At 69.0% G+C, this 26,606-nt stretch carries 24 protein-coding genes and 1 pseudogene; 14 read left to right on the top strand and 11 right to left on the bottom strand.

Going from position 1 to position 26,606, the window contains the following annotated elements:
• The first annotated feature begins 348 nt into the window (after positions 1–348).
• Positions 349–1,467 carry a hypothetical protein gene (locus tag PZE19_RS26430; RefSeq protein WP_277863596.1) on the top strand — a complete coding sequence of 373 codons (1,119 nt, stop codon included), beginning with the start codon at positions 349–351 and terminating at the stop codon, positions 1,465–1,467.
• A 124-nt stretch (positions 1,468–1,591) separates the two neighbouring features.
• Positions 1,592–3,919 (top strand): DUF4159 domain-containing protein, encoded by a 2,328-nt coding sequence (locus tag PZE19_RS26425; RefSeq protein WP_277863595.1) that lies wholly within the window; start codon positions 1,592–1,594, stop codon positions 3,917–3,919.
• Positions 3,920–4,050: 131 nt separating this feature from the next.
• Here the strand turns inward: PZE19_RS26425 and PZE19_RS26420 are convergent, their stop codons facing one another.
• The 8 genes and pseudogenes from PZE19_RS26420 to PZE19_RS26385 form a co-directional block, all read right to left on the bottom strand.
• Entirely contained in the window at positions 4,051–4,614 is a 564-nt protein-coding gene (locus PZE19_RS26420) for an IS5 family transposase (RefSeq protein WP_277862100.1), read from the bottom strand.
• A pseudogene (locus PZE19_RS26415) lies at positions 4,575–4,874 on the bottom strand (transposase); the annotation flags it as partial. The gene PZE19_RS26420 and the pseudogene PZE19_RS26415, both read right to left, overlap by 40 nt.
• A 109-nt stretch (positions 4,875–4,983) precedes the next feature.
• Positions 4,984–5,394, bottom strand: a complete 411-nt coding sequence (locus PZE19_RS26410; protein WP_277862101.1) for a hypothetical protein — start codon at positions 5,392–5,394, stop codon at positions 4,984–4,986.
• Positions 5,395–5,995: 601 nt separating this feature from the next.
• Positions 5,996–6,412 (bottom strand): transposase, encoded by a 417-nt coding sequence (locus tag PZE19_RS26405; RefSeq protein WP_277863594.1) that lies wholly within the window; start codon positions 6,410–6,412, stop codon positions 5,996–5,998.
• Between the two features lie 180 nt (positions 6,413–6,592).
• Positions 6,593–6,727: a winged helix-turn-helix domain-containing protein gene (locus PZE19_RS26400; protein WP_277863593.1), complete on the bottom strand. Its 135-nt coding sequence runs from the start codon at positions 6,725–6,727 to the stop codon at positions 6,593–6,595.
• Entirely contained in the window at positions 6,724–7,026 is a 303-nt protein-coding gene (locus PZE19_RS26395) for a helix-turn-helix domain-containing protein (protein WP_277863592.1), read from the bottom strand. Before PZE19_RS26395 ends, PZE19_RS26400 begins: the two co-directional genes overlap by 4 nt.
• Before the next feature lie 334 nt (positions 7,027–7,360).
• A complete protein-coding gene (locus PZE19_RS26390) occupies positions 7,361–7,762 on the bottom strand; it encodes a hypothetical protein (protein WP_277863591.1) in 402 nt (133 codons plus the stop codon).
• Between the two features lie 583 nt (positions 7,763–8,345).
• Positions 8,346–8,774, bottom strand: coding sequence for a hypothetical protein (locus PZE19_RS26385; protein WP_277863590.1), 429 nt, complete (start codon positions 8,772–8,774; stop codon positions 8,346–8,348).
• A gap of 608 nt (positions 8,775–9,382) precedes the next feature.
• On the opposite strand from PZE19_RS26385, the gene fabG reads away from it, so the two are divergent.
• The 3 genes from fabG (at position 9,383) to fabF (ending at position 12,245) form a co-directional block, all read left to right on the top strand.
• Complete coding sequence (fabG, locus tag PZE19_RS26380; protein ID WP_277863589.1) at positions 9,383–10,162, top strand: 3-oxoacyl-[acyl-carrier-protein] reductase; 780 nt, start codon at positions 9,383–9,385, stop codon at positions 10,160–10,162.
• 454 nt (positions 10,163–10,616) lie between these two features.
• On the top strand, positions 10,617–10,856 hold the full coding sequence (gene acpP, locus PZE19_RS26375) for an acyl carrier protein (protein WP_082858282.1): 240 nt from the start codon (positions 10,617–10,619) through the stop codon (positions 10,854–10,856).
• A gap of 129 nt (positions 10,857–10,985) precedes the next feature.
• Positions 10,986–12,245 (top strand): beta-ketoacyl-ACP synthase II, encoded by a 1,260-nt coding sequence (gene fabF, locus PZE19_RS26370; protein ID WP_277863588.1) that lies wholly within the window; start codon positions 10,986–10,988, stop codon positions 12,243–12,245.
• Positions 12,246–12,296: 51 nt separating this feature from the next.
• Here the strand turns inward: fabF and PZE19_RS26365 are convergent, their stop codons facing one another.
• The gene (locus PZE19_RS26365; protein WP_277863587.1) at positions 12,297–12,965 is read right to left on the bottom strand and encodes a 3-keto-disaccharide hydrolase; all 669 of its coding nucleotides are present in this window, start codon (positions 12,963–12,965) and stop codon (positions 12,297–12,299) included.
• Between the two features lie 173 nt (positions 12,966–13,138).
• Here PZE19_RS26365 and PZE19_RS26360 point away from each other — a divergent pair, with 173 nt between their 5' ends.
• From PZE19_RS26360 to PZE19_RS26335, 6 genes are all read left to right on the top strand, one after another.
• The gene (locus tag PZE19_RS26360; RefSeq protein WP_277863586.1) at positions 13,139–14,233 is read left to right on the top strand and encodes a M24 family metallopeptidase; all 1,095 of its coding nucleotides are present in this window, start codon (positions 13,139–13,141) and stop codon (positions 14,231–14,233) included.
• A 135-nt stretch (positions 14,234–14,368) separates the two neighbouring features.
• On the top strand, positions 14,369–14,878 hold the full coding sequence (gene accB / locus PZE19_RS26355; protein ID WP_277863585.1) for an acetyl-CoA carboxylase biotin carboxyl carrier protein: 510 nt from the start codon (positions 14,369–14,371) through the stop codon (positions 14,876–14,878).
• Positions 14,879–14,946: 68 nt separating this feature from the next.
• A complete protein-coding gene (gene accC, locus PZE19_RS26350; RefSeq protein ID WP_277863584.1) occupies positions 14,947–16,299 on the top strand; it encodes an acetyl-CoA carboxylase biotin carboxylase subunit in 1,353 nt (450 codons plus the stop codon).
• A gap of 57 nt (positions 16,300–16,356) precedes the next feature.
• On the top strand, positions 16,357–17,205 hold the full coding sequence (locus tag PZE19_RS26345; RefSeq protein ID WP_277863583.1) for a DUF2262 domain-containing protein: 849 nt from the start codon (positions 16,357–16,359) through the stop codon (positions 17,203–17,205).
• Positions 17,206–17,728: 523 nt separating this feature from the next.
• Entirely contained in the window at positions 17,729–19,057 is a 1,329-nt protein-coding gene (locus PZE19_RS26340) for a glycoside hydrolase family 99 protein (RefSeq protein WP_277863582.1), read from the top strand.
• A 125-nt stretch (positions 19,058–19,182) separates the two neighbouring features.
• Positions 19,183–20,208 carry a 6-phosphofructokinase gene (locus tag PZE19_RS26335; protein ID WP_277863581.1) on the top strand — a complete coding sequence of 342 codons (1,026 nt, stop codon included), beginning with the start codon at positions 19,183–19,185 and terminating at the stop codon, positions 20,206–20,208.
• On the opposite strand, the gene PZE19_RS26330 is transcribed toward PZE19_RS26335, so the two are convergent.
• Positions 20,202–21,866: an acyltransferase family protein gene (locus PZE19_RS26330; protein ID WP_277863580.1), complete on the bottom strand. Its 1,665-nt coding sequence runs from the start codon at positions 21,864–21,866 to the stop codon at positions 20,202–20,204. The two genes, PZE19_RS26335 and PZE19_RS26330, sit on opposite strands and share 7 nt — an antisense overlap.
• 87 nt (positions 21,867–21,953) lie before the next feature.
• Complete coding sequence (locus PZE19_RS26325; protein ID WP_277863579.1) at positions 21,954–23,351, bottom strand: deoxyribodipyrimidine photo-lyase; 1,398 nt, start codon at positions 23,349–23,351, stop codon at positions 21,954–21,956.
• 221 nt (positions 23,352–23,572) lie between these two features.
• Between PZE19_RS26325 and PZE19_RS26320 the strand changes: the two genes are divergently transcribed.
• The 3 genes from PZE19_RS26320 to PZE19_RS26310 are packed head-to-tail and all read left to right on the top strand — an operon-like array spanning position 23,573 to position 26,589.
• On the top strand, positions 23,573–24,787 hold the full coding sequence (locus PZE19_RS26320) for an inositol-3-phosphate synthase (RefSeq protein WP_277863578.1): 1,215 nt from the start codon (positions 23,573–23,575) through the stop codon (positions 24,785–24,787).
• Positions 24,788–24,841: 54 nt separating this feature from the next.
• Positions 24,842–25,681, top strand: a complete 840-nt coding sequence (locus PZE19_RS26315) for a sugar phosphate isomerase/epimerase family protein (RefSeq protein ID WP_277863577.1) — start codon at positions 24,842–24,844, stop codon at positions 25,679–25,681.
• A complete protein-coding gene (locus PZE19_RS26310; protein ID WP_277863576.1) occupies positions 25,678–26,589 on the top strand; it encodes a UbiA family prenyltransferase in 912 nt (303 codons plus the stop codon). Before PZE19_RS26315 ends, PZE19_RS26310 begins: the two co-directional genes overlap by 4 nt.
• Positions 26,590–26,606: the final 17 nt, after the last annotated feature.

Raw genomic sequence — 26,606 nt, 5'->3', positions numbered from 1 at the left:
TCGTTTTTCGGCGATTCGCAAAGGCTCGTTTTCCAGGGTGTTGCGTCGCGGTCGAGGAGGATCCGCGGCGTTCCGGACCAACGGTCGGCCCCCGAATTGCGTAGTAGCATGGTGTCGGACGAACGCGGACTTCACCCTCCCTCCGACCCCCCCACCCCCTGATCGCCCCTGCCCCGCAGCCCTCTCCAGGCCGGGTTCGGGCGGCCCACGAACGGCTCGCCGACCGGCGACGCCAGTCCCGCAGCCGGGCCCCGGCCCGCTCCCGCCCCCGATCGTCCACCGCCTCGAAGTCGCGGCGGCCCCCCGGCACGGGGGTGAGAACGAAACAATTAAGACGGGTGCCTTACCATGCTGACCAGCCTGCACACGATCGCCCGAATGAGCGTCCTCGCGTTCGCCGGCCTGTCGCTGGCCGCCCTGACCGCGGCGCAGTTCCAGCCCCGCCCGGCGACGACCGTCGCGACCGCGCCGAATCCCTGGGAGATCCTGGGCGCCGAGACCGGGCCCGGCGGTTCCGTCGACCTGGTCCACCGGGAAGACGGCCGGGTGCGGCGGGTCGCCACCCCCGACGCCGAACGCTGGGAGTACCTGACGCCGTCGCCGTGGATGGCCGACGACGGCTCGATGGAGGCCGTGGGCCGGTTCGCCACGCCGATCGCCGGCGACCCGTACGACGCCGAGGGGGCCGTGGGCCTGGTCCGGCTGCGGCTCCCGCAGGCCGAGGTCCTGGAGCGCCTCGAGCTGGAAGTCATGCCGACGGGCCGGCCCGCCTGGGATCCCTCGCGCGACGACCGCGTGATCTTCCCCGGGGCCACCGGGCGGCTCTATTCGTATCGCTTCGCCCCCGAGCCCGCCGACGGCCGGAACGCGGCGGGCGGCTCGTCGGTCGTGGCCCTGCAGTGGCGCTGCGACCCGCCGGGCGGGCGCGAGCCGTTCCTGATCGATCCCGTGTGGTCGGGGCTCCCCGAGATGCGGAACCGGCTGATCGTCTCGCTCACGGTCCTTCGGAAGGGCGTCGAGACGAGACTCACGCCGTCGATCGCCCCCTGGTGGCTCGAGCTGAGCGATGACGGCGAGGCGATCGTCGCCGCCGGCCCGATCTTCGAGCCGTCCGACCCGGTCGCCGCCGAGCCCAGGGTGCGGCTCCGCTACCCCAGCGTGGTGCATTGCGACGGCCGCCTGCAGCTCATCTTCCTGCGCCACGAGCCGGCGAAGAACCGGGGGACGGTCTACGCGGCCGACCTGGAGTTGGCGCCGGCGACGGGCCTGCCCCGCGTCCGGCCGGGTTCCGCCCTCCCCGTCGGCGACCGTCCGATCGCCTTCGGCACGCTGATCCCGTCGCTCGACGCGCACTGGGCCTTCTCCTTCCCGGTCGGCGGCCATCAGGTCATGTCGCTCGCCCTCGGCCCGCGGCCGGGCTCGGCCATGCCGAAGCTGCCCCCCGACCTGCAACAGGCGGCCCGCTGAGGCCGCGCCGGGTCGCCGCCGGCTTCTCGGCTTGCCGCCGGGGCGATGCGCGCGGGATAGTGGGACGAGGGGGTTCTCGCCCGCCGGTTCTCGGCGGCGGCCGCCCGGGCAGGGGAGGCTCGCCATGTCGCACAGGTTCCGGTTCCGGGTCGTGATCGGGGCCCTCGTCGGCCTCGCGGTCGGGTCGGCGATGGGCGCGGCCGGCGGCGTCGCCCGCGCGGCCGTGACCCACGAAGAGGTCGAGCGGGCCATCCGCGAGGGGGTCCGCTGGCTCAAGAAGCAGCAGAACCTCGACACCGGCGCGTGGAAGGACTACGTCGCCAACGAGGCCCGCACGGGCCTCAGCAGCCTGGTCACCCTCGCCCTGCTGACCGCCGGCGAGCCGGTCGACTCGCCGGCGATCCGCGCGTCGCTCGACAACCTCCGCAAGTGGGGCCCCGAGCAGCTCGACTCCACCTACGCCGTCGCCCTCCAGACGATGGTCTACGCCGCGGCCGACCCCAAGCGCGACTTCCAGCGGATCGTCGCCAACGTCACCTGGCTGGAGCGCGCCCAGATCGTGCCCTCCGACGAGGTCGACTGGCCCGGCTCGTGGACCTACAACCTGGGGAAGCGGGGCCGCCGGGGCGACAATTCGAACACCCAGTACGCCCTGCTCGGCCTGCACGCGGCCTCCGAGGCCGGCGTCCAGGCCAAGCCCGCCGTCTGGAACCTGGCGCGGGCCTACTGGGAGGGCGCCCAGCGGGGCGACGGCGGCTGGGGGTACTTCCACAAGCAGCAGGACCAGCTCTCCACGTCGAGCATGACGGCCGCCGGCATCTCCAGCCTGGTCATCACCGGCCTGCGGCGATACCAGGGGTCCGAGGAGATCCACGGCGAGGCCATCCAGAACTGCGGCAAGGGGACCACGAACATCAACCTCCAGCGCGGCATCGCCTGGATGGCCAACCGCTTCCAGGTCGGCCAGAACTTCCCGACCGGCCAGAGCTGGCGGCTTTACTTCCTCTACGGCGTCGAACGCGCCGGGCGGCTCGGCGGCGTCCGGTTCTTCGGCGACCACGACTGGTACCGCGAGGGGGCCGAGGCCCTCGTCCACGAGCAGGACAAGCTCGGCGGCTACTGGAAGGGGGCCGTCAACGAGGGCGACCCGCTGATCGCCACCAGCTTCGCCCTCCTCTTCCTCGCCAAGGGCCGCGCGCCGGTGCTGGTGAACAAGCTCCGCCACGGCCCCCGGGGCGACTGGGACAACGACGCCGACGACGTCCGCAACATCGTCAACCTGGTCTCTCAGGACTGGAAGCACCTTCTAACCTGGCAGGTCGTCGACCCGGGCTCGGCCAGCGTCCAGGACATGCTGCAGGCCCCGATCGTCTTCCTCAACGGCCACCAGGCCCCCGAGTTCTCGGACCTCGCGGTGCACAACCTGCGCGACTACGTCGACCAGGGGGGCTTCATCGTCGCCGACGCCTGCTGCGGCCGCCCCGAGTTCGATGCGGGCTTCAAGAAGCTCATGAAGCAAGTCTTCCCCGAGGAGGCCTACCAGCTCAGGCCCCTCTCCGACGACCACCCCGTCTGGCGGGCCAAGCACCTGCTCGCCCCCAACGCCTACCCGCTGATGGGGATCGAGCACGGCTGCCGGACCGTGGTCATCTACTCGCAGAAAGACCTGTCTTGCTTCTGGAACCAGATGGACCGCACCGACCGCGACCGCAAGAACCCGGCCGTCGGCCTGGCGACCAAGGTCGGCCAGAACATCATCGACTACGCCACCGGCCGCGAGCTGCCCGCCGACAAGCTGATCGTCCGCGAGGTCCACGACTTCAAGGCCGACGCCCCCAAGCGGGGGTCGCTGCGGATCGCCAAGCTCCAGCACGGCGGCGACTGGAACATCGCCCCCCTGGCCGTCCCCAACCTGATGGAAGCCCTGCGCAAGCCGCCGCTGGGCTTCGACGTGGCGGTCTCGCAGAAGGACCTCGCGCCCGGCGACCCCAACCTGATCTACTACCCGTTCCTCTACTTCCACGGCCGCGCCGCGGCCTCGTTCTCGCCCGAGGACCTGGACGCCCTCCGCAAGCACGTCGACCCCGGCGGCGGCACCATCTTCGCCGACGCCGCCTGCGGCAGCCCCGGCTTCGACGCCTCGTTCCGCCGGTTCGCCGCCGAGCTCTTCCCCAACAACCCGCTGATCCCGATCCCCAAGGACGACGAGCTGTTCTCCGAGAAGGTCTACTTCAACCTCAAGGACGCGCAGTACACCAAGGCCGCCGGCGGGGGCAAGGACTACCCCCAGCTCGAAGGGGTCAAGATCAACGGCCACTGGTCGATCATCTATTCCAAGTTCGACATCGGCTGCGCCCTCGAACGCCACTCGGGCCTCGACTGCAAGGGCTACGTCTACGAGAGCGCCCTGCGGATCGCCGCCAACGTGGTCATCTATTCGACCCTGCCCTGAATGGCGGGCGTCGTGCGATTATTATCGATTTACGATTGCATTTCGTGAGTGCCGAGCAGCCGACTTCGGCCGTCGACGGCCTCTTGCCGAGATCTCCTTTCAGACCGTGTGCCATTCGACTGTTCGGCGCTCTACGGCGTGTTGACGGATTGAGCGAGCCTCCGGACGTGGATGAAGCCGAAGACGAGGCGGGCCACGCCGAGGTAGACGTCCTTCAGCTTCTCATATCTCGTGGCGAAGCGGCGGAACTGCTTCGCTTTCGCGAACGCGCGTTCGACGCGGTTCCGCTGCTTGTAGACCTCCCGCATCTCGTCGTCCCACGGCCAGGGCTCCTTCCGGTTGCTCCGGTTCGGGATCACCGGCAGGGCGTCGAGGTCGTCCAGGACGACGTCGCGGACGGCGTCGGAATCGAACCCCTTGTCGCCGAGCACCTCGGCGACCTCGCCGACCGCGTCGCGGGCCTCGATCAGCACGCCTTTCGCCAAAGGGGCGTCGTTCCTCTGGCCCTCGGCCACGTCCAGGGCGACGACGCCGTCCTCGTCGCAGGCGACGGCGATCACCTTCGTCGTGAAGCCGCCGCGCGACCGCCCGAGGGCCTGCGCTTCGCCGCCCCCTTTTTCCGCCCGGCCCCGGCGGCGTGCTGATGGGCCCGCACGACCGTCGAGTCGATCATCAGCCGGCGGGCGTCCTCGCACTCGGCCCGCTCGGACATCAGCTCGAACAGCCTCTTGAGCCGGCCCGAGTGGATCCAGCGGCGCAAGCGGTTGTAGACGGCGTCCCACGCCCCGAACTCGGCCGGCAGGTCGCGCCAGGGGATGCCGGTCCTCGCCCAGTAGAGGACCGCCTCGAAGAACATGCGGTCGGGCAGCTCCGGCTCGGGGCCCAGCTTCGAGCGGCACTTCTCGACCATAGGGCCGAAGACGGACCAAGTCTCGTCGGTGATCAAGTATCGCATGGCGGCGTCGGCCCCCCTCCTGGGTCGTGATCCGCCTTAAACCTTTACCGTAACAGCCTCCGGACAGTCAACAGGCCCTAGAAACCTGAATGGACGGCCGTCGGAAAGTTCACTTGGCCGAAACTCGGCTGATCGATTGGAAGAACCGGAGCAAGGGGAAAACCGCCTGCCCCAACTGATCCAACGCCACTTTCCGACCGTCGCTCAGGTCAAGGATCAATCGGTGCCAATGCGTTCGCTTTAGCCGTGCGGCTTCCCACGGGTCGGCGTGATCGGTGATCCAATGACAACGGCTCACCTCGCCGTACCTCAGGACGGTCCGATCGCCCTCGACGATCCGATCGCTGGTCAGGACGAGCTGGCGGCCGTCGGCCGTCTGGACGAGCGCTATCGTCCGTTCCGCCTCCTCAAGGCGGATGGGCGGTACCCCACCATTCTCGGTCAACGCGACGTTCGGCGTGTATCCCTGGCGGTCCCACCGGCGCATCAGCGTGGCGAGCCACTCGGCGGTCGAGAACATTCGCGGCACCATACGCCCGTCCTTCTCCCCGACCTGACAGCCCGAGCGACGAAGGCTTTACGCTGCACCCACGACCGCAGGACCTCGTCCCCCTCCCCGCGACGGCGGTCGCCGGGAGCGACGACGGGTCCGGCGACGCCGCTCCTGGGACGCGGCCCGTCTTAAACCTTTACCGGATCAACCCCCGGGCAGTCAACAGGCCCTAGCGACACGAAAATATTACATAGCACGTGCTGTTGGTTGAATCGTGTACACCGCTTATGCCGCATTCGCCCTTGGTGCTGAAAGTCCTTCCGTTGCTGACGGGGGCCACCTCGGTCGTATAGATGTCCTTGACGTGGGTCGCCGCACCAATTTCCCCTTGCTTTATCGGTGTATGGTCAGCGTTGATCCTCCGGCACCAGTCGAAGAACCGTTTAGCATCGAGAGTAAATTGGACGTAGGAGTATTCGACGCTCGATATGTAGCTTATTATGACTGGCTTCCGGGGGAATGTCTAATTTTTGATGAATCAGATCGTTTGCAGTTTTGGGGTCTGTGTCGATTCTAGATCTCCTGGATCCGGAAACTACTGAGTCCAGCGTGGCCAACGGGACAATGCTCACAAGCGTGGCGGGATCTCGGCGTGGCGGATGAACGAGGCCAGGAGATCGGGCCGGCGACGCAGGCCCGCGAATTCCGCCGCCAGACGGCATCGGAGTCCCCTCGTCCCGTCGGGGGCGTAGTTCGGCAGGCGATGGTATCTGGTCCAGCCCCAGACGCCTTCGTCGGGGTTGGCTTCGGGGGCGTAGCCGGGGAAGTCTTCAGCGACGATCTCCGGATGCTTCGACAGGTAGGCCTTCACGAGACGCGAGCGGCCGTGGATCCGGCTCCGATCCCACAGGATGGTCATCGGCCCGCGGATCTCGGCGCGAAGTTGGGCCAGGAACGAGACGACGTCTTCGGCGCGGGCGTTGGCCTCGTCGGAGAACAGCCGGAAGTAGAGGTTGGGCCGGCTCCGCATGGGGCTGATGGTCACGGCTCTGATCGCCGAGACCTTCCCCTTGCGATGTCAGGCCTTCTGGACGGGCGTGCGGCCCCTGGGGGCGTAGGTGCGGCGAACCGTCGGCGTGAGTTGGAAGCCCGATTCGTCGAGGAACGCCAGGTGGGCCCGGCGGCGTCGGGGCTCCTCGACGACCCGGGGCAGTTCCTGACCCCTTCAGCGGGCGATCGCCTCTTCGTCGCGTTGCTTGGCCTTCAACTGCGGCTTCTGACTGCTCCACTTCAGCCGCCGTCGGAGGATCTTGCGGACGTGCTCGGGGTGGAAGTGGACCTGGAAACGCCGCTCGATCAACTCGGCGACCCGGCGGGCGCTCCAGGGTCGTTATGCCAGCCGTGAGCCCCGGCCCGCTGGAGCAGGAGCCCTTCGAGTTCCTTGACCCGCTCGTCCGAGAGCCGGGGCGTCGGGCCGGGATGCGGCCGGGCGGCGACGGCCTCGGAGGCCGTTCGAGCGGCCTTCAGCCGGGTGCAGACCGAAGATCGCCCGCAGCCGAGGAAGTAGGCGACCTCGGCGGGGGACTCGCCGCGCTTGACCAGTTCCACGGCCCGACGACGACGGCGTTCGAGTTCTTCAGGGGTGCCTATGGGTCTCATACCTATGGTACGTCCCAGTCGGAACCCCTGTTCAGTTCGCCGAGTGGACTCAGTAAACCCTTACTCGATCAGACTCCGGACAGTCAACAGGCCCTGGCAGACGACCCACAACGCAATATTATGGTTTGTCGATTTTAATTGAATTGTAATTAGGATTCAAAATAAATTCTCCAACAATGTTGCCGCGATCGTCGACTTTCCAGGCACCAATAATCGCCTCGGGTGGGAAATAATCTTTGCGATTGTATTTCGCATCAATTTGATCAACCCAGCCATTCGGGAATCTCTTTTGCTTCCTTGATTGCCTCGTCCGATGGCGCAATAGGCGTTTCGTTCATGATAAACTCTCCAGCCATTGTTTATGATAATCGGCTTGCTCTTTAACGGTTCCAAGCTTATCAGCGGTCGTTTCGCCAAAAATGGGAACGAGATCTTCGAATACTGCTCTCGATCCTATTCTTGTCACGTAGAGCTTTCTCGCTCCTCCCATCTGGCGAGCCATGCTCGAAGGCCAAGCGTCAATGCGTGCCCCATTAACAAGAATTCGAAAATCTTTGGAGGCTAACCAATGTCGCAGTTGGCAAAGACATTCGAAGAGATCCGGCCCGGCCAAGGCAATTCGACCTAAGACATCATTCTCAAACTCCAGAGACCACGGAGGTGAATCAGAGGACGACACCGAACAATTGAACAAAACTCCATTGCTATCGACGATATACATCTTGTGTACGCTCATCGTCTTGGGCCTTTGTAGCCTGGATTAGCTATAAATCCATCTGGGAGCAGTTTCTCGCCGGGCCCCACAGGGATTGCGCCAGATATTGTTGATGGATCGATAGGGTGGGGAGTTGCGAATTCCCCCTCGCTGCCATGCGGTCCGTATCCACTCAATGTGCTTTTTCACATCAATTGCATCATGGGGGGGTCATGTTCGTATGCCCATCCGCCATCTCCTGCGAACGGTGCTGCATCCTCGGGTGTCATCGTGCCTGACACGTAGCCGCTATCTGGATTGCTATCTATGTGAGAGTCTATAATGATGAGATTGTTGGATACGCTGCGGTGGCCGAAGGCGTTCGTCATGGCTCGTCTCGGAGGTTCGGGTCTATGTGACGCACGCGAATGGCAGTCTGCTGACAAGCTCTGACAAAACCCCCTGTAGTATGAGGATTGCGCCATGGGCCGGTAGCTCCCCTGTAATGTGGAGGCTGCGGCTATGAGGCCCGGACAACACTCCACTCATGTGGGCGGTAGCGCATCGAAAACCCAGGGGATTTTGCAACCGCTTCGGTGAGTTGGATGGGGTTTTGTCCGGGCCTCTATGAAAGACGAGGATCGTCGATATGCAGGCTCGTCCGACGCACCACGACCCGCGAGCCCCAAGAGCGGTTGTCGGTTCTATCGACTCCGGCTACGGTGCGAAACTGGCCGGGGTCGGCCGGACCCCATTCGACCTGGTCCGCCATCGCATTGGCCTCGGCGCCATCATCGTCGTCATTGATCCGGATCTCAAATCGACCCGCCTCGACCCAGCCGCGTTCCACGGACGAAATCTGGAGAACCGCTAGGCAGCGGGTGTGGGCGAGCGTGTGCAGGAAGGCCTTTTCGGGCACGGTGTCAAGGGTGAGCGAGAAGGGCCGGCCAGCGACCTCGAAGAATAACTCGGTCGCCAGCCCGGCTTGGCCAGGCTGAATGACGGTTCGGAGCCATCGGATGTCAGCAGCGATGCGAAGCAATTCCTTCGGCATGCGTACTCCCGCCTGTTAAGCGGTTCATGGACGGGATCCGGCCCCGCCGGGATGATGGCGGTCACCACACTGCCTGAGAAACCGAACGGAGCCGGCACGCGATGACATCCTCGCATCCGCTCCCCACCCCGTGCCAGTACATCACGCAACTGGCCAGGCCCCTGGATCGTCGATCCGCGCCCCGGCTTGCCCTCCTACTCCTCGGCGGGATCCATGCCCGGGGCCGGCGGACGGTCACGAGGTGGATCAGGGCGACTAATTGATCGCCCGATCCCCGTGTCAACCGCCGCGGCCGGGCCCGAAAGACTCGGGGGGGGGTGGGCGGGCTCCTCGATAGCCATTCGGAGGCGCTCCGAACGACCGCCGGCCGCGAGACCTCGGCGCCGGATCCTTCCGGCGGTTCCCCGACGATGCAAACCCGTGGTACGTCGGCCCCGCCCCCAGGTCCCGTTTGGGGTTGCCGGGGATCTCGGGGCGGGATTATAACCGGGGCGAATCCCGGCGACGGGAGGCCGGCGGGACGATCGGACGCTCGACGCGGACGGGCGTCGCCGCGCCGGCCCGCGCCTCGCGGACGCCGACACCCTAGCTGGCAGGACTATCGCGCCATGGCCGAAGAAGCGGGCTCGCCGAAGACGGGCTGTCTCGTGGACCTGAAGGGGCAGACGGCCCTGGTGACGGGGGCCTCGCGGGGCATCGGCCGCGCCGTGGCGGTGAAGCTGGCGGCCTGCGGCGCGCGGGTGGTCGGGGTCGCCCGGACGCTCGAAGGGCTGCAAACGACGCTGGAGGCCATCCGGGCCGCCGGGGGCGAGGCCGAGGGCTATGCCGCCGACGTGGCCTCGGCCGAGGACGTCAAGCGGGTCGTCGACGACGTCGAGTCGAAATACCAGAAGATCCAGGTCCTGGTGAACAACGCCGGCGTGACCAAGGACGGCCTCATGCTCCGCATGGAGGACGACGCCTGGGACCAGGTGATCGACGTCAACCTCAAGGGGACGTTCCTGTGGTGCCGCGCCGTCGGCGCGGTGATGATGCGGGGCCGGTACGGCCGGATCGTCAACATCAGCAGCGTGTCGGGCATCCGCGGCAACCCGGGCCAGGCGAACTACTCGGCGAGCAAGGCCGGCGTGATCGGCTTCAGCCAGACCATCGCCCGCGAGCTGGCCTCGCGGGGGATCACCGTCAACGTGGTCGCGCCCGGCTTCATCACCACCGACATGACCGACGTCCTGCCCGACAAGATCAAGGCCGAGGTCAAGGACCGGATCCCGCTCAAGCGGCTGGGAGCCCCCGAGGACATCGCCGAGATGGTCGCGTTCTTCAGCGGGCCGGCGACCAGCTACGTGACGGGCCAGGTCGTGGCGGTCGACGGCGGGATGACCGTCTGAGCGCGGCGGCGGCGAAAATCGCTCCAGAAACCATGGCCAACGACCGATTGGGTTGGTTAGCCTGGTGAGGGTCGTGCGGCCGGCGCGGGATCTCGCGATCGCTCGCGGGCCGGTTGGATGGACAAGGCCCCCAGGCCATGCTATTTTGACTCGATCGATGACGGATCCGGAACGCGGCGGCCGCGCCCCAGGAAGAACGGGGCCCCCCGTGCGTCCCCGACCCAGGGAGGAACCGCTTCCCGTCGCCGACGGCCGCCGGAGCCGGATGGGGTGTACGCCCCGTCCCCGACCGGCGGGCTCCCGCCTCGTGCCTCGCCCCCCTGCGGGGAAGCGGGGAAACTCCCGAACGTCTCCCGAATCCCGACACCTGCGGCCCCACGGCTCGCGCCCCGGCGCGGGCGATGGACCGGCAGGTTCGAATACTCGAATCGTCCCCGAACCAGGAGGTCCGCCCGTGTCCGTGGAAGAGCGCGTGATCGAAATCGTCAGCGAACAGATGGGTGTGTCGAAGGATCAGGTCAGCAAGGAGACGTCGTTCGTGAACGACCTCGGCGCCGACTCGCTGGACACCGTCGAGCTGGTCATGGAATTCGAGGAAGAGTTCGACATCACCATCCCCGACGACGAGGCCGAGAAGATCCAGACGGTGGGGCAGGCGATCGATTACATCGAGCAGCACGCGCACGCCAAGTGAGCCCGCGGCCCCGGTCCGCGCGGCCGCGATCGCGCCGGGCCGCGCCGCCGCGCGCGTCGGCGGGACCCGTCGATCGATCGCCGGATCCGTCCGTCCCTAACGCCTAGCCATCCCCGAGACGAGATGATTATGGGAGAGTCGCGACGCGTCGTCATCACCGGCATGGGGGTGGTCACGGCGCTGGGTGAGGCCCTGGACCCGTTCTGGGAGGCGCTCTGCGCCGGCCGCAGCGGGATCGGCGAGCTGACCCTCTTCGACACGACCGAGTTCAAGGTCCACTTCGGCGGCCAGGTCCGCGACTGGGACGGCCCGGCGCGGTTCGGGGTCAAGGAGGCCCGCCACCTGGACCGCTTCGCGCAGTTCGCGCTGGCGGCCTCGGAGTCGGCGGTGGCCGACTCGGGGATCGACTTCTCGACCCTCCCGCCCGAGAACTGCGGGGTGATGATCGGCTCGGGCATCGGCGGGCTCAACGAGTTCGAGTCCCAGCACACGATCATGATGCAGAAGGGCCCCTCGCGGATCAGCCCCTTCACCATCCCCAAGCTGATGGTCAACGCCGGCAGCGGCCAGGTCTCGATCCGCTGGGGCCTGCGGGGGCCGATCTCGGCCATCGCCACGGCCTGCGCGTCGGCCTCGAACGCCATCGGCGACGCCATGAACCTGATCCGCTGCGGCGACGCCGACGTGATGATCACCGGCGGCAGCGAGACCGCCATCACCCACATGGGCCTGGGCGGCTTCGCCTCCATGCGGGCCCTGTCGATGCGCAACGACGACCCCACCCGCGCCAGCCGCCCCTTCGACCGCGACCGCGACGGCTTCGTCATGGGCGAGGGCGCCGGGATCCTGATTTTGGAGGCCGAGGAGATCGCCCGCGGCCGCGGCGCCCGGATCTACGCCGAGCTGCTCGGCTACGGCACCGCCGGCGACGGCTACCACATCACGGCCCCCGACGAGCAGGGCCGCGGTGCCGCCCGCGCCATGAAGCGCTGCCTGGCCGACGCCCGCACCCCGCTCGACGCCGTCGACTACATCAACGCCCACGGCACCAGCACCCCGCTCGGCGACCTGGCCGAGACCGTGGCCATGAAGACGGTGTTCGGCCCCTACGCGAGCAAGCTGCAGATCTCCAGCACCAAGAGCCAGCTCGGCCACCTGCTGGGGGCCTCCGGCGGCGTCGAGCTGATCGCCTCGACCCTGGCGATCCACACCGGCGTCCTCCCCCCCACGATCAACCTCGACGAGCCCGGCGAGGGCTGCGACCTCGACTACATCCCCAACGTCGCCCGCGAAGCCAGGGTGGACCACGTCATGTCCAACAGCTTCGGCTTCGGCGGCCACAACGCCAGCCTCCTCATCGGCCGCTACGAGCCCTCGCGGCGGGGCTGAGAAATCCGGGCCGACCCCGCGCCCGGCGGGCGCGGGGTCGGCCAGCGGCGCTCAGGGCGTCTTGAGCGTGACGTTCTTGAACCAGCAGTCCTGGCCGTGGTCCTGGAAGCCGAAGTAGCCGGCGTGGTCGAGCTTGCCGATGGCCACCTTCTCGAACTTGTGGTTCGAGCCGTCCGGGCGCTTGCCGGGCTCGGTCCACTGGTCGAGGTCGATCTTCGAGACCTCGGTCCCGTTGATCGCGACGGCGATCTTGGGGCCCTTGGCGGTGACCGTCATGTGGTTCCACTCGCCGGCCGGCTTCTGGGCGTTGGACTTCGGCTTGACCAGGTCGTAGAACGCGCCCGGGTCGTGGTAGCCCTGGCCGGTGGTGTCGTCGAGCGCGATCTCGATGCCCGTGTAGACCGGGTCCTTCAGGTCGTTGACGCGGATGAAGACGCCCGAGTTGCAGCCCTTGCTGAGCTTGTAGTCGAAGTCCGCGACGAAGTCGCCGAGCTTCTTCTCGTACACGACGATGTAGCTGCCGGTGCCGTGCGGGTTGAGGCCGTCCTTCTGGACGAAGTCGCGCGGCAGGGGCTTGCCGTCGGTCAGGATCCAGCCCTTGGGCGAGGAGCCGTCGAAGATCGGCTTCGCCTGGTCGTCGCCGGCGCGGGCGAGGGGGCCGAGGGCCAGCGTCGCGAGGGCCGCGGCGGCCAGGAGCGTCGACTTGCGGGTGGTCATCATGGGGACTCGTGGTGCGGGAGGGAAGGCCGGCGAGCGGTCCGCCACCCCTTTGCGGCGGCGCCGGTTCCGGCTAACGTAACATGCGACGACCCCGGATCCATCCCGCCGGTCCCCCCGCGTCGATTTGGCCGATCCCCCCGACTTCCCCCGTTGCTGGACCCCCGGAGCCCCCCATGGATCGGATCTTGCGCCGTCGCGAAGCGCTGCGGGCCGAGCTGGCCGCCAAGGACCTCGCCGCCCTGCTCGTGGTCGACCCGACCAACGTCGCCTACCTGACGGGCTTCACCGGCGACTCCTCCTCCCTGCTGGTGGGCCGCGACCGCGACCTGATCCTCTCCGACGGCCGGTTCACGACCCAGCTCGAACAGGAGTGCCCGGGGCTCGAGGCCTACATCCGGCCCAGCGTCCAGACCATGAACCAGGCCGTCGCCCACGTCGTCGCCGGCCTGGGCCTGAGTTCTCTGGGCTTCGAGGCGGCCCACCTGAGCGTCGCCGACTGGGAGTCGCTCAAGGGCGAGCTGAAGACGACGAGCCTCGCCGCGACCGAGGGCCTCGTCGAGAAGCTCCGGAGCATCAAGGACGCCGACGAGGTCGCCCTGATCCGCGAGGCGGTCGCCATCGCCCAGGACGCGTTCTTGAAGCTGAAGGGCGAGCTGAAGGCCGGCGAGACCGAGAAGGACGCGGCCGACCGGCTCGAATCGCACATGCGGGCGCTGGGGGCGACGGGGACGAGCTTCCCGACGATCGTGGCGGTGGGGAAGCGGGCGGCCCTGCCCCATGCGCGGCCCACGGCCGGGACGCGGATCGGCGACGACGATTTCGTCCTGATCGACTGGGGGGCGTCCGGCCGATCATCTTACAAGAGCGACTTGACGCGGGTGGTGGTTACCGGTAACGTCACACCGAAATTCGAAGAGGTCTATCGCGTCGTCCTGACGGCCCAGGAACGGGCCGTCGCGGCGATCCGCCCCGGCGCCAAAGCCCAAGACGTCGACGCCGAAGCCCGCTCGTTCATCGAGCAAGCGGGGTTCGGCCGTTTTTTTGACCACGGGCTCGGGCACGGGATCGGCATGGACGTCCACGAAGGGCCTCGGCTGCGCCGGGAATCGCCGACGATCCTGGAGCCGGGCATGGTGGTGACCGTCGAACCCGGGATCTACCTCCCCGACTGGGGCGGCGTCCGGATCGAGGACGACGTTCTGGTCACGCCGGACGGCCGCGAGGTCCTGTCGAGCCTGCCGAAGGGGCTCGACTCGGTGAAGCCTTGAGCCGACGCGTGCGATGCGGAGCGAGGCGGGGCGTCCGGCCGGTCCCGTAGTCCGGTGCGAGAGCCTCGCGAAGCGCCCCCGCCGGGAGCGGAGGCCGTCGCGTCACGAGACATGCAAGTGGAGCGGAGCGAAGGCATGGGCGAACAGGGTCTCGAGGGCAAGGGCGGCGAGCCGCTGGACGTCAAGAAGGTCCACTACCTGGTCCGGCTGATGAAGCATTACGACCTCAGCGACCTGGAGGTGACCGACGGCCCGTACCGCGTCCACCTCCAGCGCCGGGGGCCGGAGGTCGCGGCGCCGTCCGGGCCGCCGGCCGCCTACCCGGCCGCGTACGCCCCGGCCCCCGCGCCGTCGGCCGCCCCGCGGCCCGAGCCCGCGGCGGCCGAGACGTCGCCGGGCCCCAAGACGATCGTCATCGAGAGCCCGATGGTCGGGACGTACTACTCGTCGGGCTCGCCCGAGGCCCCGCCGTTCGTGTCGATCGGGACCGCCGTGCAGCCTTCGACGACGCTCTGCATCATCGAGGCCATGAAGGTCTTCACCGACATCCCCGCCGGCGTGTCGGGCACGATCGCCGAGATCCTGGTCAAGAACGGCCAATCGGTCGAGTTCGGCCAGCCCATGTTCCGGGTCGTCCCCGCCTGAACCGTCCGTCTCGCCCCCGTCGTCCCCGAGCTATACGGCGGCCGCGCCCGTCGAGGTGGTGAAGTTCGATGTTCCAGAGGATACTGGTCGCCAATCGCGGCGAGATCGCCCTGCGGGTCATCCGGGCGTGCAAGGAGCTGGGGGTCGAGGTCGTCGCCGTCTACTCGCAGGCCGACCGCGACGCCCCCTACCTGGAGCTGGCCGACCGGGCCATCTGCATCGGCAAGGCGGCGTCCGCCGACAGCTACCTGAACATCCCCCGGCTGATCGCCGCCGCCGAGGTCGCCGACGTCCAGGCGATCCACCCCGGCTACGGGTTCCTCAGCGAGAACCCCCAGTTCGCCGAGATCTGCCGGAGCTGCAACTTCGAGTTCATCGGCCCGCCGCATGAGGCCATCCGCAAGATGGGCCTCAAAACGGAGGCCAAGCTGATCGCCGCCGAGGCCAAGGTCGCCAGCGTCCCCGGCTCCGACGGCGCCGTCACGTCCGAGGCCGAGGCCCTCCGCCTGGCCAAGGCGATCGGCTTCCCCGTCCTCATCAAGGCGGCGGCCGGCGGCGGCGGCAAGGGGATGCGCGTGGTCCGCGACGAGGCGACGCTCCCCGCGTCCGTCCAGTCCGCCCGCAACGAGGCCGAGGCCGCGTTCAAGAACCCGGCGATCTACCTCGAAAAGTACATCGACCGGCCGCGGCACGTCGAGGTGCAGATCCTCGCCGACCTCCACGGCAACGTCGTCCACTGCTGGGACCGCGACTGCTCCCTCCAGCGCCGGCACCAGAAGCTCGTCGAGGAGGCCGCCGCCCAGCTGCCGATCGACGTCCGCCGCAAGCTCGGCGAGGCCGCGGTCCGGCTGGCGAAGGCCGTCGGCTACACCAACGCCGGCACCTGCGAGTTCCTCGTCGACGCCGAGAACAACTTCTACTTCATCGAGGTCAACGCCCGGATCCAGGTCGAGCACCCCGTCACCGAGGAGATCACCGGCATCGACCTCGTCCAGCAGCAGATCCGCATCGCCGCCGGCGAGCCCCTGCCGTTCGGCCAGGACGACGTCCGCTCCGAGGGCCACGCGATCGAGGTCCGGATCAACTCCGAGGACCCCGACCACGACTTCCGCCCCTCCGCCGGCCGGATCACCGACCTGCGCGTCCCCGGCGGCCCCGGCGTCCGCTGGGACTCCCACGTCCGCGCCGGCTACTCCGTGCCGCCCAATTACGACTCGCTCGTCGGCAAGCTCATCGTCCACGCCCCCAGCCGCCCCCAGGCCCTCGCCCGGATGCGGCGGGCCCTCGACGAGCTGGTCATCGAGGGGATCAAGACCACCATCCCCCTGCACCGCCGCATCTTCCGCCACAAGGACTTCCTCGAAGGCAACGTCGACACCACCTGGGTCGAACGCGTGCTGATGCCGCCGAAGGCGAAGTAACGCCCAGCCCGCGTTCGGGTTCCTGCCTCGCAAATCGTTCCTGACGGGGCCAGAGCGATGACCGACGACCCGACGCCCCAGGTCGACCCGTTCGCCGCGGCCGCCGAGCGGAGACGCGTGGCCGACGCCCAGCTCTCGGAACGACCCGTCGAGGACGTCCTCGGCCTCGTGGACGCCCGCGGCGCAGTCGGGTGGTCCTCTAAGGACGGGCGATGGACGCTGTCATTCGACTTCGATCGCTGGAAGATCCCGCCGGGCCCGATGAAGACGCGAGGCCTCTCGATCAGGTTCAGGACCTCGCAAGAGGAGTTCGACACGCTGCAGCGGCGTATCGAGCCCGACTCCGTCGTCCGCATCCGCGCCAGGGTGGTCGAGGAGTCGGCGTTCGGGACCGCGGAGGCCGAACTCGTGGAACTGCTCGGGCCTGATCGCTCGGACCCCGAGCTGAATCAGGCCGCGGCCGACCTCCAGACGCCCGTGTTGCTCGAGGACCGCCGGTTCGGGACGCTGACGCTGGATCGGAGCCTCAACTGGTACACGGGCGGGGCGAAATGGAACGGCGAGGCCGTCGGGCTGAATCTGGACGCCGAAGGCGCAGGCGGCATCGACGGGGCCCTGGCGGTCGCCCGCTCGCTCTGGGAGGATCAACAGCGATGGACGCAGCGGATCGAGGACTACGCGGTGCAGGAACTCCTGCCGCTCAAGAATGAGAACTGGCTGGACGAAGGCGAGGCCGAGCTGACTGCACGGCAGTTCCAGTCCAGGATGACGCTCAAGTCGATCACCGTGAACTCGGACGGCTCGTTCGACTTCTTGCACGACGACGGCGACCTGTTCGGGGGACACTCGATCCAGGTCGGCGGCGACCTGTCCCGGGGCCCGACCTATGCGGATATCCCCGGCTAAGAGGCATCGAGTGTTACGGGAACTGGTCGTGGCGTTCGGCCCGACTCGGTAGCCTGTCGTGCTCAAGGTCGGCCTGCGGCTGCGTCTCGACGAGGTCGGGTGCAGGCTTTGGGCTGTTCCGCGGAGCGGCTACCCGCGACCCCGCGGCCAAAGTACGGGCTTTCCTGCCAAAGAAAACACTACTTCGCGTTTTCATCTGCGATTCAGGCGCATGCTATCCGTAAGCGGCGGTGCGCGCGACGGAGTCCGATGGAAGGCTTGATCTCTTGACGATCGACGGATTTAAAAGAAAAATTTGGACGAACCAAGCCAATTTCGGGACCCGATTTTCCGACGTAAACGCTTTGTGGTCAGGTCGTAAAGTCGATCGGCTTCGTTGTTGGCCCGGGGCGAACGGACCCAACCCCGGAGCGGGTCGCCGGCCGCTGGATCTAAGAGGCGGGGCGCGTTAGCTTTCGGGGGGGCCGCGTGCCTTGCGACGGGGTCGCGGGGCGTCGCCGGCTCGACCTCGTGGGAGCCGGCCATGCGAGTCGCCCTGTCGTCCTGGACTGTCGCCGCGTTGCTCGTCCTCTCGGCGACCGCCGTCCCGGCCGCCGAACCTCCCAACGACGAGCCCTGGCTGAAGCCGTACGAGGGTCCGACGCGGACGGACGTCGACGCGACGACGCTCGACGGCAAGGTGCTCTGCGGCTACCAGGGGTGGTTCAACACGCCCTGCGACGGCTCGGGGTTCGGTTTCGTCCACTGGGGCGAGCGGCTGGAGCAGCCGGGGCGCGGGCGGTTCACCATCGACCTCTGGCCCGACGTCTCCGAGTACGCGCCCGAGGACCTGTGCGACGTCCCCGGCCTGAAGATGCCCGACGGCTCGCCCGCGCGGCTCTACAGCGCCTTCCGCAAGGGGCCCGTCCTGGTCCACACGCGCTGGATGCGGGAGTACGGGATCGACGGCGTGTTCGTCAGCCGGTTCATCGGCGAGGCGGCCGACCGTCGCCGCTCGCGGCACGTCAACCGGGTGCTGGCGAACGTCCGCGAAGGCTGCCACCGCGAGGGCCGGGTCTGGGCGATGATGCTCGACCTCTCCACCGGCCCCCGGGCCACGACGAAGATGGTCATGGACGACTGGAAGTTCCTCTGCGACCAGGTCAAGGTCCGCGAGGACTCGCGCTACCTCCACCACCAGGGGAAGCCGGTCGTCCTGCTCTGGGGCCTGGGGTTCACCGACCGGCCCTGGTCGATCGAGCAGGCGAAGGAGCTGGTCGCGTTCTTCAAGGACGACCCGACGTACGGCGGCGTCTACCTCATCGGCGGCGTCGACGCCCGCTGGCGGACCCTCAAGGGGGCGTCGCGGAAGGAGCCGGAGTGGGCCGACGTCTACCGCTCGTTCGACGCCATCAGCCCCTGGGACGCCGGCCGCTACGTCGACGACGCCTCGATGGACCGCACGCGGAAGCAGGTCTGGGAGGGGGACGCGACCGAGCTGAAGGCCGCCGGAAAGGGGTACATGCCCACCGCCTTCCCCGGCTTCTCGTGGGACAACCTCCAGCGCCTGCAGCCCGGCCGCTCGCTGATCCCGCGTCGGAAGGGCGAGTTCTTCTGGCGGCAGCTCGCCACGTTCCGGGACCTCGGGATCCGGACCGTCTTCGTCGGCATGTTCGACGAGGTCGATGAGGGGACCGCCGTCTACAAGCTGGCCGACAAGACCCCCGTCGGCCCCCGCTTCGTGGTCGAGGAGGGCGTCCCCGGCGACTGGTACCTGCGGCTCACCGGCGCGGCCTCGCGGATGATCCGGGGCGAGGCGCCGCTCTCGTGGACCATCCCGGCCGACCTGCCGGCCCCGAAGGCGGGCGACTGACCCCGCGCGGTTTCCCGCCCGGCCCGCTGGCCCCGCCGGGTGGACCGTGATAGCCTCGACGGAGGACCTGGACCGCGACGACGCACGGAGATGGGTGTCGCGACCGCGTCCCGATGGGGCCAGTCATGAAAGTCGGCTTGCTGACGGGGGGCGGGGACTGTCCCGGATTGAACGCCGTGATCCGGGCCGTGACGCGTCGGGTGACGGACGCGGGGGGCGCGTGCGTCGGCGTGCAGGAAGGCTGGCGAGGCCTGGTGCGGGGGATGTTCCAGCCCCTGGAGCCGGCGACCGTCGAGGCCTCCCTCGGCCGCGGCGGCACGATCCTGGGCTCCTCGCGCACGAACCCCTACAAGAGCCCCGACGCCGACATCCCCAGGCTCCGCCGCAACTTCGCCGCGGCCGGCCTGGACGCCCTGGTCGTGGTCGGCGGCGACGACACCCTGGGGGTCGCCGCGCGGCTGATCAACGACTTCGAGCTGCCGATCGTCGGCGTCCCCAAGACGATCGACAACGACCTGATGCTCGCCGACTTCTCGTTCGGGTTCGACACGGCGGTCAACGTCGTGGTCGAGGCCGTCGAGCGGCTCCGCACCACGGCCGAGAGCCACCGCCGGATCATGGTCGTCGAGACCATGGGCCGCTCGACGGGCTGGCTCGCCTGCTTCGCCGGCATGGCCGTCGGGGCCGACTACATCCTCGTCCCCGAGATCCCGATCGACGTCCCCCACCTGGTCGCGGCCTTGAAGCGGCAGCAGGGGTCGGCCAAGAACCACGCCATCCTGGTCGTCGCCGAGGGCGCCCGGTACTCCGACGCCAGCCCCGCCGTCCTCGAATCGGAGGACTTCGGCCACCCCCGGCTGGGAGGCGTCGGCGCCCTGATCGCCAACGTGATCAACCGGCAGCTCCGGGTCGAGACCCGCACGGTCGTCCTGGGGCACCTCCAGCGCGGGGGGGCGCCCACGGCCCACGACCGCGTCCTGGCCACCCGCCTGGGCCTGGCCGCCGCGGAACTCGTCCTCCGCCGCCGATTCGGGACCGTCCTCACCCTCCGCGGCGCCCAGATCGCCGACGTGCCGCTCGACTCCTCCGCCCTGGCCAACCGCTCGCTCGACCTGGCCTTCTACCAGGACGCCGCCGCCTTCTTCTATTGAGCCGGGACCGCCAGGCCTTCCGAGCCGGCCGCCGGCCGGACGCGCGGGCCGTTGAGCAGGCGCCCGATCCACGTATAACGCACCAGGGTCTGGTAGCTCAGCAGCAGCAGGGCGGTCGAGGCCGCGACGACGAGCAGGAACTTGGCCGCGGCCGGCAGCGGCCAGTCCCTCACCACGTACTGGGCCCCGATGATCAGCGGCAGGTGCGCGAGGTAGAGCCAGTAGGCCGAGTCCGACAGGTAGCGCATCGTCGGGCTCTCGACCGGGCAGATCCTCCGGAACAGCCCCATGAGGCCGAAGGTGATCAGCCAGGGGTAGGCCGCCTGCAGGAAGACCGAGAGGAGCCGTCGCGCCGAGGGATCGAGAGCGAAGCCCGGCGGCCCGGCCCATCCCGCGTTCAGGGCCGTGCCCAGCGGGAAGACGACGAGGAGCCCGATCGCCAGCGGGAGCCACCATCGCTCGTCCACGCGGCCGGTCCGGTCGTCGACCCCGAAATCGAGGGCTCCGAATCCGAAGAAGACCGCGTAGTAGGCCAGGACGTGCGGGATCGGCAGCAGGCCCGACGAGGTGTCCGGCCCGAAGAACGGGGGGTCGCCTCCGTCTCCCATGAACCACTGGGGGATCATCGTCAGGGGGATGAGCCAGAGATAGCGGCCCGGCGATCGGGCCATCCAGGCCGGCGGTTGGATGGTCGGCAGTCGCGACCCGAGGGCGGAGACGGCCGCCAGCCCGAGCACCAACCACCAGAGGAACCACAGGAACCAGAGGTGGTTGAAGAGGGGCATCTGCATGAGGATGTCCGCGAGGCCGGACTTCCTCCCTGCGGTCGCTCCGTGGTGTCGCAAGGTCTCGGCGATCGCAGCCTTCCGGCGGCCGAGGTCGTTCTCGTCGAGGTCGAGCTGGAGCACGGATGCGAAGTAGCGCGTCGTCCCCTCGTCGAGGACCGCCGTATCGAGGGGCGTGCTGCCGTCCTTGTTCGCCACGTTGAGATCCGCGCCGTTGCGGATGAGCACATCGACCGTCCTCTCGTGACCCAGGAAGGCCGCTCCGTGCAAGGCCGTCCCGCCGTCACGTCCGGCGGCGTTCACGTCCGCGCCCCGATCGATCAGTCGCTGGACGGCCTCCGCGCGACCGGCGACCGCGGCCCACATCATGGGCGTGCCGCCGCGATCGGGGTCGAAGGCGTCCACCGCCGCACCGTTCTTCAGGTGCAGCTCCACGGCGTCCAGATCACCGGATCGCGCGGCCGTCCAGATCGTCGACGCGCCCGCCGCCGGGGCCGTGCCGCCGGCCTTCCGCGGGGCGGAGGTCATCGCGAGGGTGGAGATCCCCATCGTGAGCGGGACGATCGTGACCATCCCCGCGAGGAGGGGGAGGAACACCCGGCGGAACCGGTGTTCCACCAGCGCCGCCCGGCCCCGCCGGTGCAGCAGCATCGCGCTGAAGTAGCCGCTCATCACGAAGAAGAGCGGCATCCGGAAGCCGTGGACGGCCGAGAAGAGCAGCCCGAAAGCGGGCTCCTGGCTGCGATCCGAGACCACCCAGTACGCCGGGAAGAACGACAGGCTGGCGTGCAGGGCGATCCCCAGCAGCATGGCGCCGGCCCGAAGGGCGTCCAGGTCGGATCGTCGGTCGATCATGGTGTTATGTGTGCTCATGGAGAGCGTTCGACGGACCACGGCCGATATTTTTCCGACGATTCCCGAAGTCCGACGCGGGGCCTCCCCCTGCGGCCCGGAAATCGGTCAGCCCCTCCCCTTCTCGATCGCCTCGACCCGGGCGACGTAGCCGGCGGAGTCGAACTTCTTGCGGGTGCTCTCGTAGCTCATGAACCGGACGGTGCCGAAGATGGGGCGCTCGGGCCAGGGGCGGTCGTGCTTGCCGCCGACGGCCCAGGCGACGCCGGTGTAGCCGTTGGGGTCGCGGCCGTCCATCTCGTAGCGGTCGTTCAGGTCCAGGGCGACCGCGAAGGCCTGCTCGGCGGTCGGCGACCACTCCAGGAGCTTCTTGGCCCAGTACATCCGCAGGTAGTTGTGCATGCGTCCGGTGAGCGTCATCTCCTTCTGCGCGGCGTTCCAGAGCGGGTCGTGGGTCTCGGCCGATTCGAGCTGCGCCGGGGTGTAGAGCACCGGCCGGGGGTCGTCGGCGTGCCTGGCGAGCGTCTTCCGCGCCCAGTCGGGGCAGCCGGCGAGCGAGTCGTAGTTCGGGTTACGGGCCACGAAGTTGATCGACAGCTCGCGGCGGACGATCAGCTCCTCCAGCAGCGTGTCGACGGCCTCGCGCGGGCCGTCGCCGCGGATCGCGGCCAGGGCGATCGTCATGGGGCTGATGTGCCCGTAATGGAGGTGGGCGGAAAGCTCGGTGGTCATGTATGGCGTGGGCTCGTTGCGGTCCTCGGCGTAGCGCCCCAGCCGCTCGTCGAGGAACCGCCCCAGGCGTCGCATCGCCTCGCGAGTGCCGCCCAGGTAGCCCGGGACCTCGGCGACGCCGCCGACGCGGAGCGACTCCATCAGGCGGTCGGGATCGATCTCGGCCCCCTCCGGGAGCTTGCCGGGCCAGGCCTGTTTCGCCCGGATCTCGGGGATCGGCTTCAGGAAGTCGTCCCAGACGCGGCGGATCTTGGGCCGCAGGGTCCTCGCCGCGTACTCCTCGTTGGGGAAGAGGGACGTGGGGACGACGACGTCGGCGTCGACCAGGTGGAACGGGACCGTCAGCTCGCGGGCGACGGCCTCGCGCCAGCGGCGGCCGACGTGCACGGGGTTCTCATCCCCCACGACGAACGCCGCGCCGACCTCGCGGGCGAATCGCGGGACGACCTCGTCGGGCTTTCCCAGGCGGACGATCAGGGGGACGCCCCGTCGCGCCATGTCCTCGGCGGCGTCGACCAGGCCCTCGACGAGGAAGCGGTAATGCCGGCGCTGGGCGCCCGGGTAATCGGCCGTGAGCCCGAAGACCGCGACCACCGGCCGGGCGAGGGCGTTGCCGACGGCGATGGCCATGTTGAGCGCGGGATTGTCGACCCCGCGCTGGGCGCGCTGCATCCAGTAGACGACGCTGGAACCCTGGGGATCGGGCGCGCCGGGTCGGATCGCACGCACGCGGGGATGCGGGGCGAGCAGGCGTTCGAGGCTCGGCTCGGGCATGGGGCGACTCGGACGAGGGTCGGGGGGGTGATCGGTCGGGGCGGGGCCATTATAGCGATCGCGGGACCGGGTCGACGTCCCGAGCCGGGTTGAACGCGGGGGGGCCGGGGGCGATAATAAGGCCATGGACCGCCCCGCACGCGCCGTCGCGTCGCGCGCGGCGGTCGCCCTCCTCCCGCCCACCCCCCCACTGCCCTGCAAACGAATAAGGTGAAGCGATCATGGCGAGTCGGCGTGTTGGACTCTGGCTCGTGGGAGCCTTCGGCGGCGTCGGGACGACGATCACGGTCGGCCTCGCGGCGATGGCGAAGGGCCTGGTGGATCAGACGGGGCTGACGACCGACCTGCCGGCCTTCCGGGACCTCCCCCTGCCCGCCCCCGGCGACTTCGTCGTCGGCGGCCACGAGATCCGCGAGACGACCTTCGCGGCCTCGGCCGAGGAGTTCCGAGGCGCATCCGGCGTGTTCGACGCCGACTGGCTGAGCGCCTGCCGCGACGACCTCGCCGCGGCTTCCGCCCGCGTCCGGCCCGCCCCCCGCTACGGCCTGAGCCCCACCGTGGCGAAGCTCGGCGACTGGGACGCGGACGCGGCCCCCGGCACGGCCCGCCAGGCGATCGACCGCATCGAGGCCGACCTCGCCGCCTTCGTCGAGGCCGAGAAGGTCGACCACCTCATCGTCCTGAACGTCTCCAGCACCGAGCCCCCCTTCCGCACCGCCGCGGCCCACGAGTCGCCCGACGCCCTCGAGGCCGTCCTGGACCGGCCGGGCGACGCGGTCCTCCCCTCCAGCAGCCTGTACGCCCTGGCCGCCTTCCGGGGCGGCCACACCTACCTGAACTTCACGCCCAGCCTGGGGGGGTCGTTCCCCGCCGCGTGGGCGCTGGCCGAGAAGACCGGGGCGCTCTTCGCCGGCAAGGACGGCAAGACCGGCGAGACCCTGATGAAGACCGTGCTGGCGCCCATGTTCGCCGCGCGGAACTTCAAGGTCATGAGCTGGGTCGGCCACAACATCTTCGGCAACCGCGACGGCGTGGTGCTCGACGACCCCTCCAACAAGTCGTCGAAGGTCGAGACCAAGGACAAGGTCATCACCGAGATCCTCGGCTACAAGCCCGCCTCGGTCGTCTCGATCGAGTACGTCCCCGACATGGGCGACTGGAAGACGGCGTGGGACCACATCCACTTCAAGGGCTTCCTGGGCACGAAGATGGCCCTGCAATTCACCTGGCAGGGCTGCGACAGCCTGCTCGCCGCCCCCCTCGGCGTCGACCTCGCCCGTCTGGCCGACCTGGAGAAGCGCCGCGGCGGCAAGGGCCTCATGAGGCACCTCTCCTGCTTCTTCAAGGGCCCCGAGGGCGACCCGGAGAACGACTTCTTCAAGCAGTTCGCCCGCCTCGAGGCCTACGTCGCGGCCGTGAAGGCGGAGCCGCGCTGAGGCGGTTCGACGACATCCCCCGGACGAACTCCCGACCCCCGACGGACGCCCCTCGTGAAACTCGCCTTCAGCTCCAACGCGTACTTGAAGCACCCGTTCGACGAGACCGCCGCCCGGATCGCGGCGGTCGGGTACGACGGGCTCGAACTGCTGGCCGACGTCCCCCACGCCTGGCCGGCGGGCCTGCTCGAAGGGCCCAAGCGGGCGATCCGCGAGGCCATGGCGAAGAACCATCTGGCGTTCTCGAATATCAACGCGTTCATGATGAACGCGGTGGCCGACCATCGCCAGCCGTACTGGCACCCGTCGTTCCTGGAGCCCGACCCGAGCTACCGGCGCGTGCGGATCGACCACACGCGCCGCGCGCTCGACCTCTGCGCCGAGCTGGGCGCGCCCCACATCACCACCGAGCCGGCCGGGCCGATCCCGCCGGGGATGTCGCGCGCCCAGGCCGTCGACCTCTTCGTCGAGATCCTGAAGCCCCTCGCCGAGCACGCCGCGAAGCTGGGGATCCTGCTCCTGATCGAGCCCGAGCCCGAGCTGCTGCTGGAGCGGACCGATCAGTACGTCGAGATCCACGAGCGCGTGGACTCGCCCGCGCTGGGGCTGAACTTCGACGTCGGCCACGCCTTCTGCATGAGCGAGGACCTGCCGAAGGCCGTCGCCGCGCTCGCGCCCCTGACGCGGCATTACCACCTGGAGGACATCGCCGCGACGCGGGTCCACCACCACATGATCCCCGGCGACGGCGTCATCGACTTCGCCGAGGTCGTCTCGGCGATCAAGGCGACCGGCTACGACGGCTGGCTGACGGTCGAGCTGTATCCGTTCCAGGACGACCCGGACGTCGCGGCGAAGCGGGCCTACGACGTCCTGAAGCCCCTGATCGGATGAGGCCCGTCAAGCCGGTCCTCCAGCTCATCCGGCTGCCGAACGTCTTCACCGCCGCGGCCGACAGCCTCGCGGGTTGGCTGCTCGTCGGCGGGGCCTTCGGCGACGTCGCCGGCTGGCTGCCGCTCGCGGCGGCGTCGATGGCCCTCTACGCGGCGGGCATGGCGCTCAACGACTGGTTCGATCTCGAAGTCGACCGCGCCGAGCGTCCCGGCCGCCCGTTGCCGTCGGGCATGGTGGCGGCCGGCGTCGCCGCGGCGATCGGCTGGGGGGGCCTGACACTGGGGCTTGCCCTGGCCGCCCTCGGCGGCGGCCCGGCCACGCCGACGTTCGCCGTCGCCGCGGCGCTGGCCGCGATGATCGTCGCCTACAACGCGGGGCTCAAGCACACGTCCCTCGGCCCCTGGGCGATGGGCTCGTGCCGGGCCCTGAACATGCTGCTGGGCATGGCTTCCGCGACCGCGCTCGGCGGGCCCGCGGCGTGGCTGGCGGCGGGGGCGTTCGGGGTGTTCGTCGCCGGCGTGACGTGGATCAGCCGGTCGGAAGCCCGCGGCGGCGGAAAGCGCAACCTGGTCGTCGGGCTGGCGATCCAGGACGTCGCACTATTGGCCCTGGCCGCCGTCGCGCTCATGCCGGGACGATTCCCGCATCCCTCGACCGACCGCCCCTTCCCCGTGCCGGGCCTGCTCGCGCTGGGCCTGGTCGCGACGGCGGTCCACCTGGCGGCCGCGCGCGCCCTGCGCGAGCCCACCCCGGCGCTGATCCAGAAGGCGGTGAAGACCGGGGTGCTGTCGCTGGTCTGGCTCGACGTGGCGCTCGTCGCCTCGGCGCGGGGGCCGTTGACGGCCCTGGCGGTCGCCGTCCTCTGGATTCCGGCGTTCCTGCTGGCCCGCCGCCTCTACGCCACCTGACGCGAGGACGCCCCCGC

Source organism: Paludisphaera mucosa, assembly GCF_029589435.1.
GTDB lineage: Bacteria > Planctomycetota > Planctomycetia > Isosphaerales > Isosphaeraceae > Paludisphaera > Paludisphaera mucosa.
The sequence above is the reverse complement of the archived record's forward strand: the minus strand, read 5'-3'. Positions and strand labels throughout refer to the sequence as shown.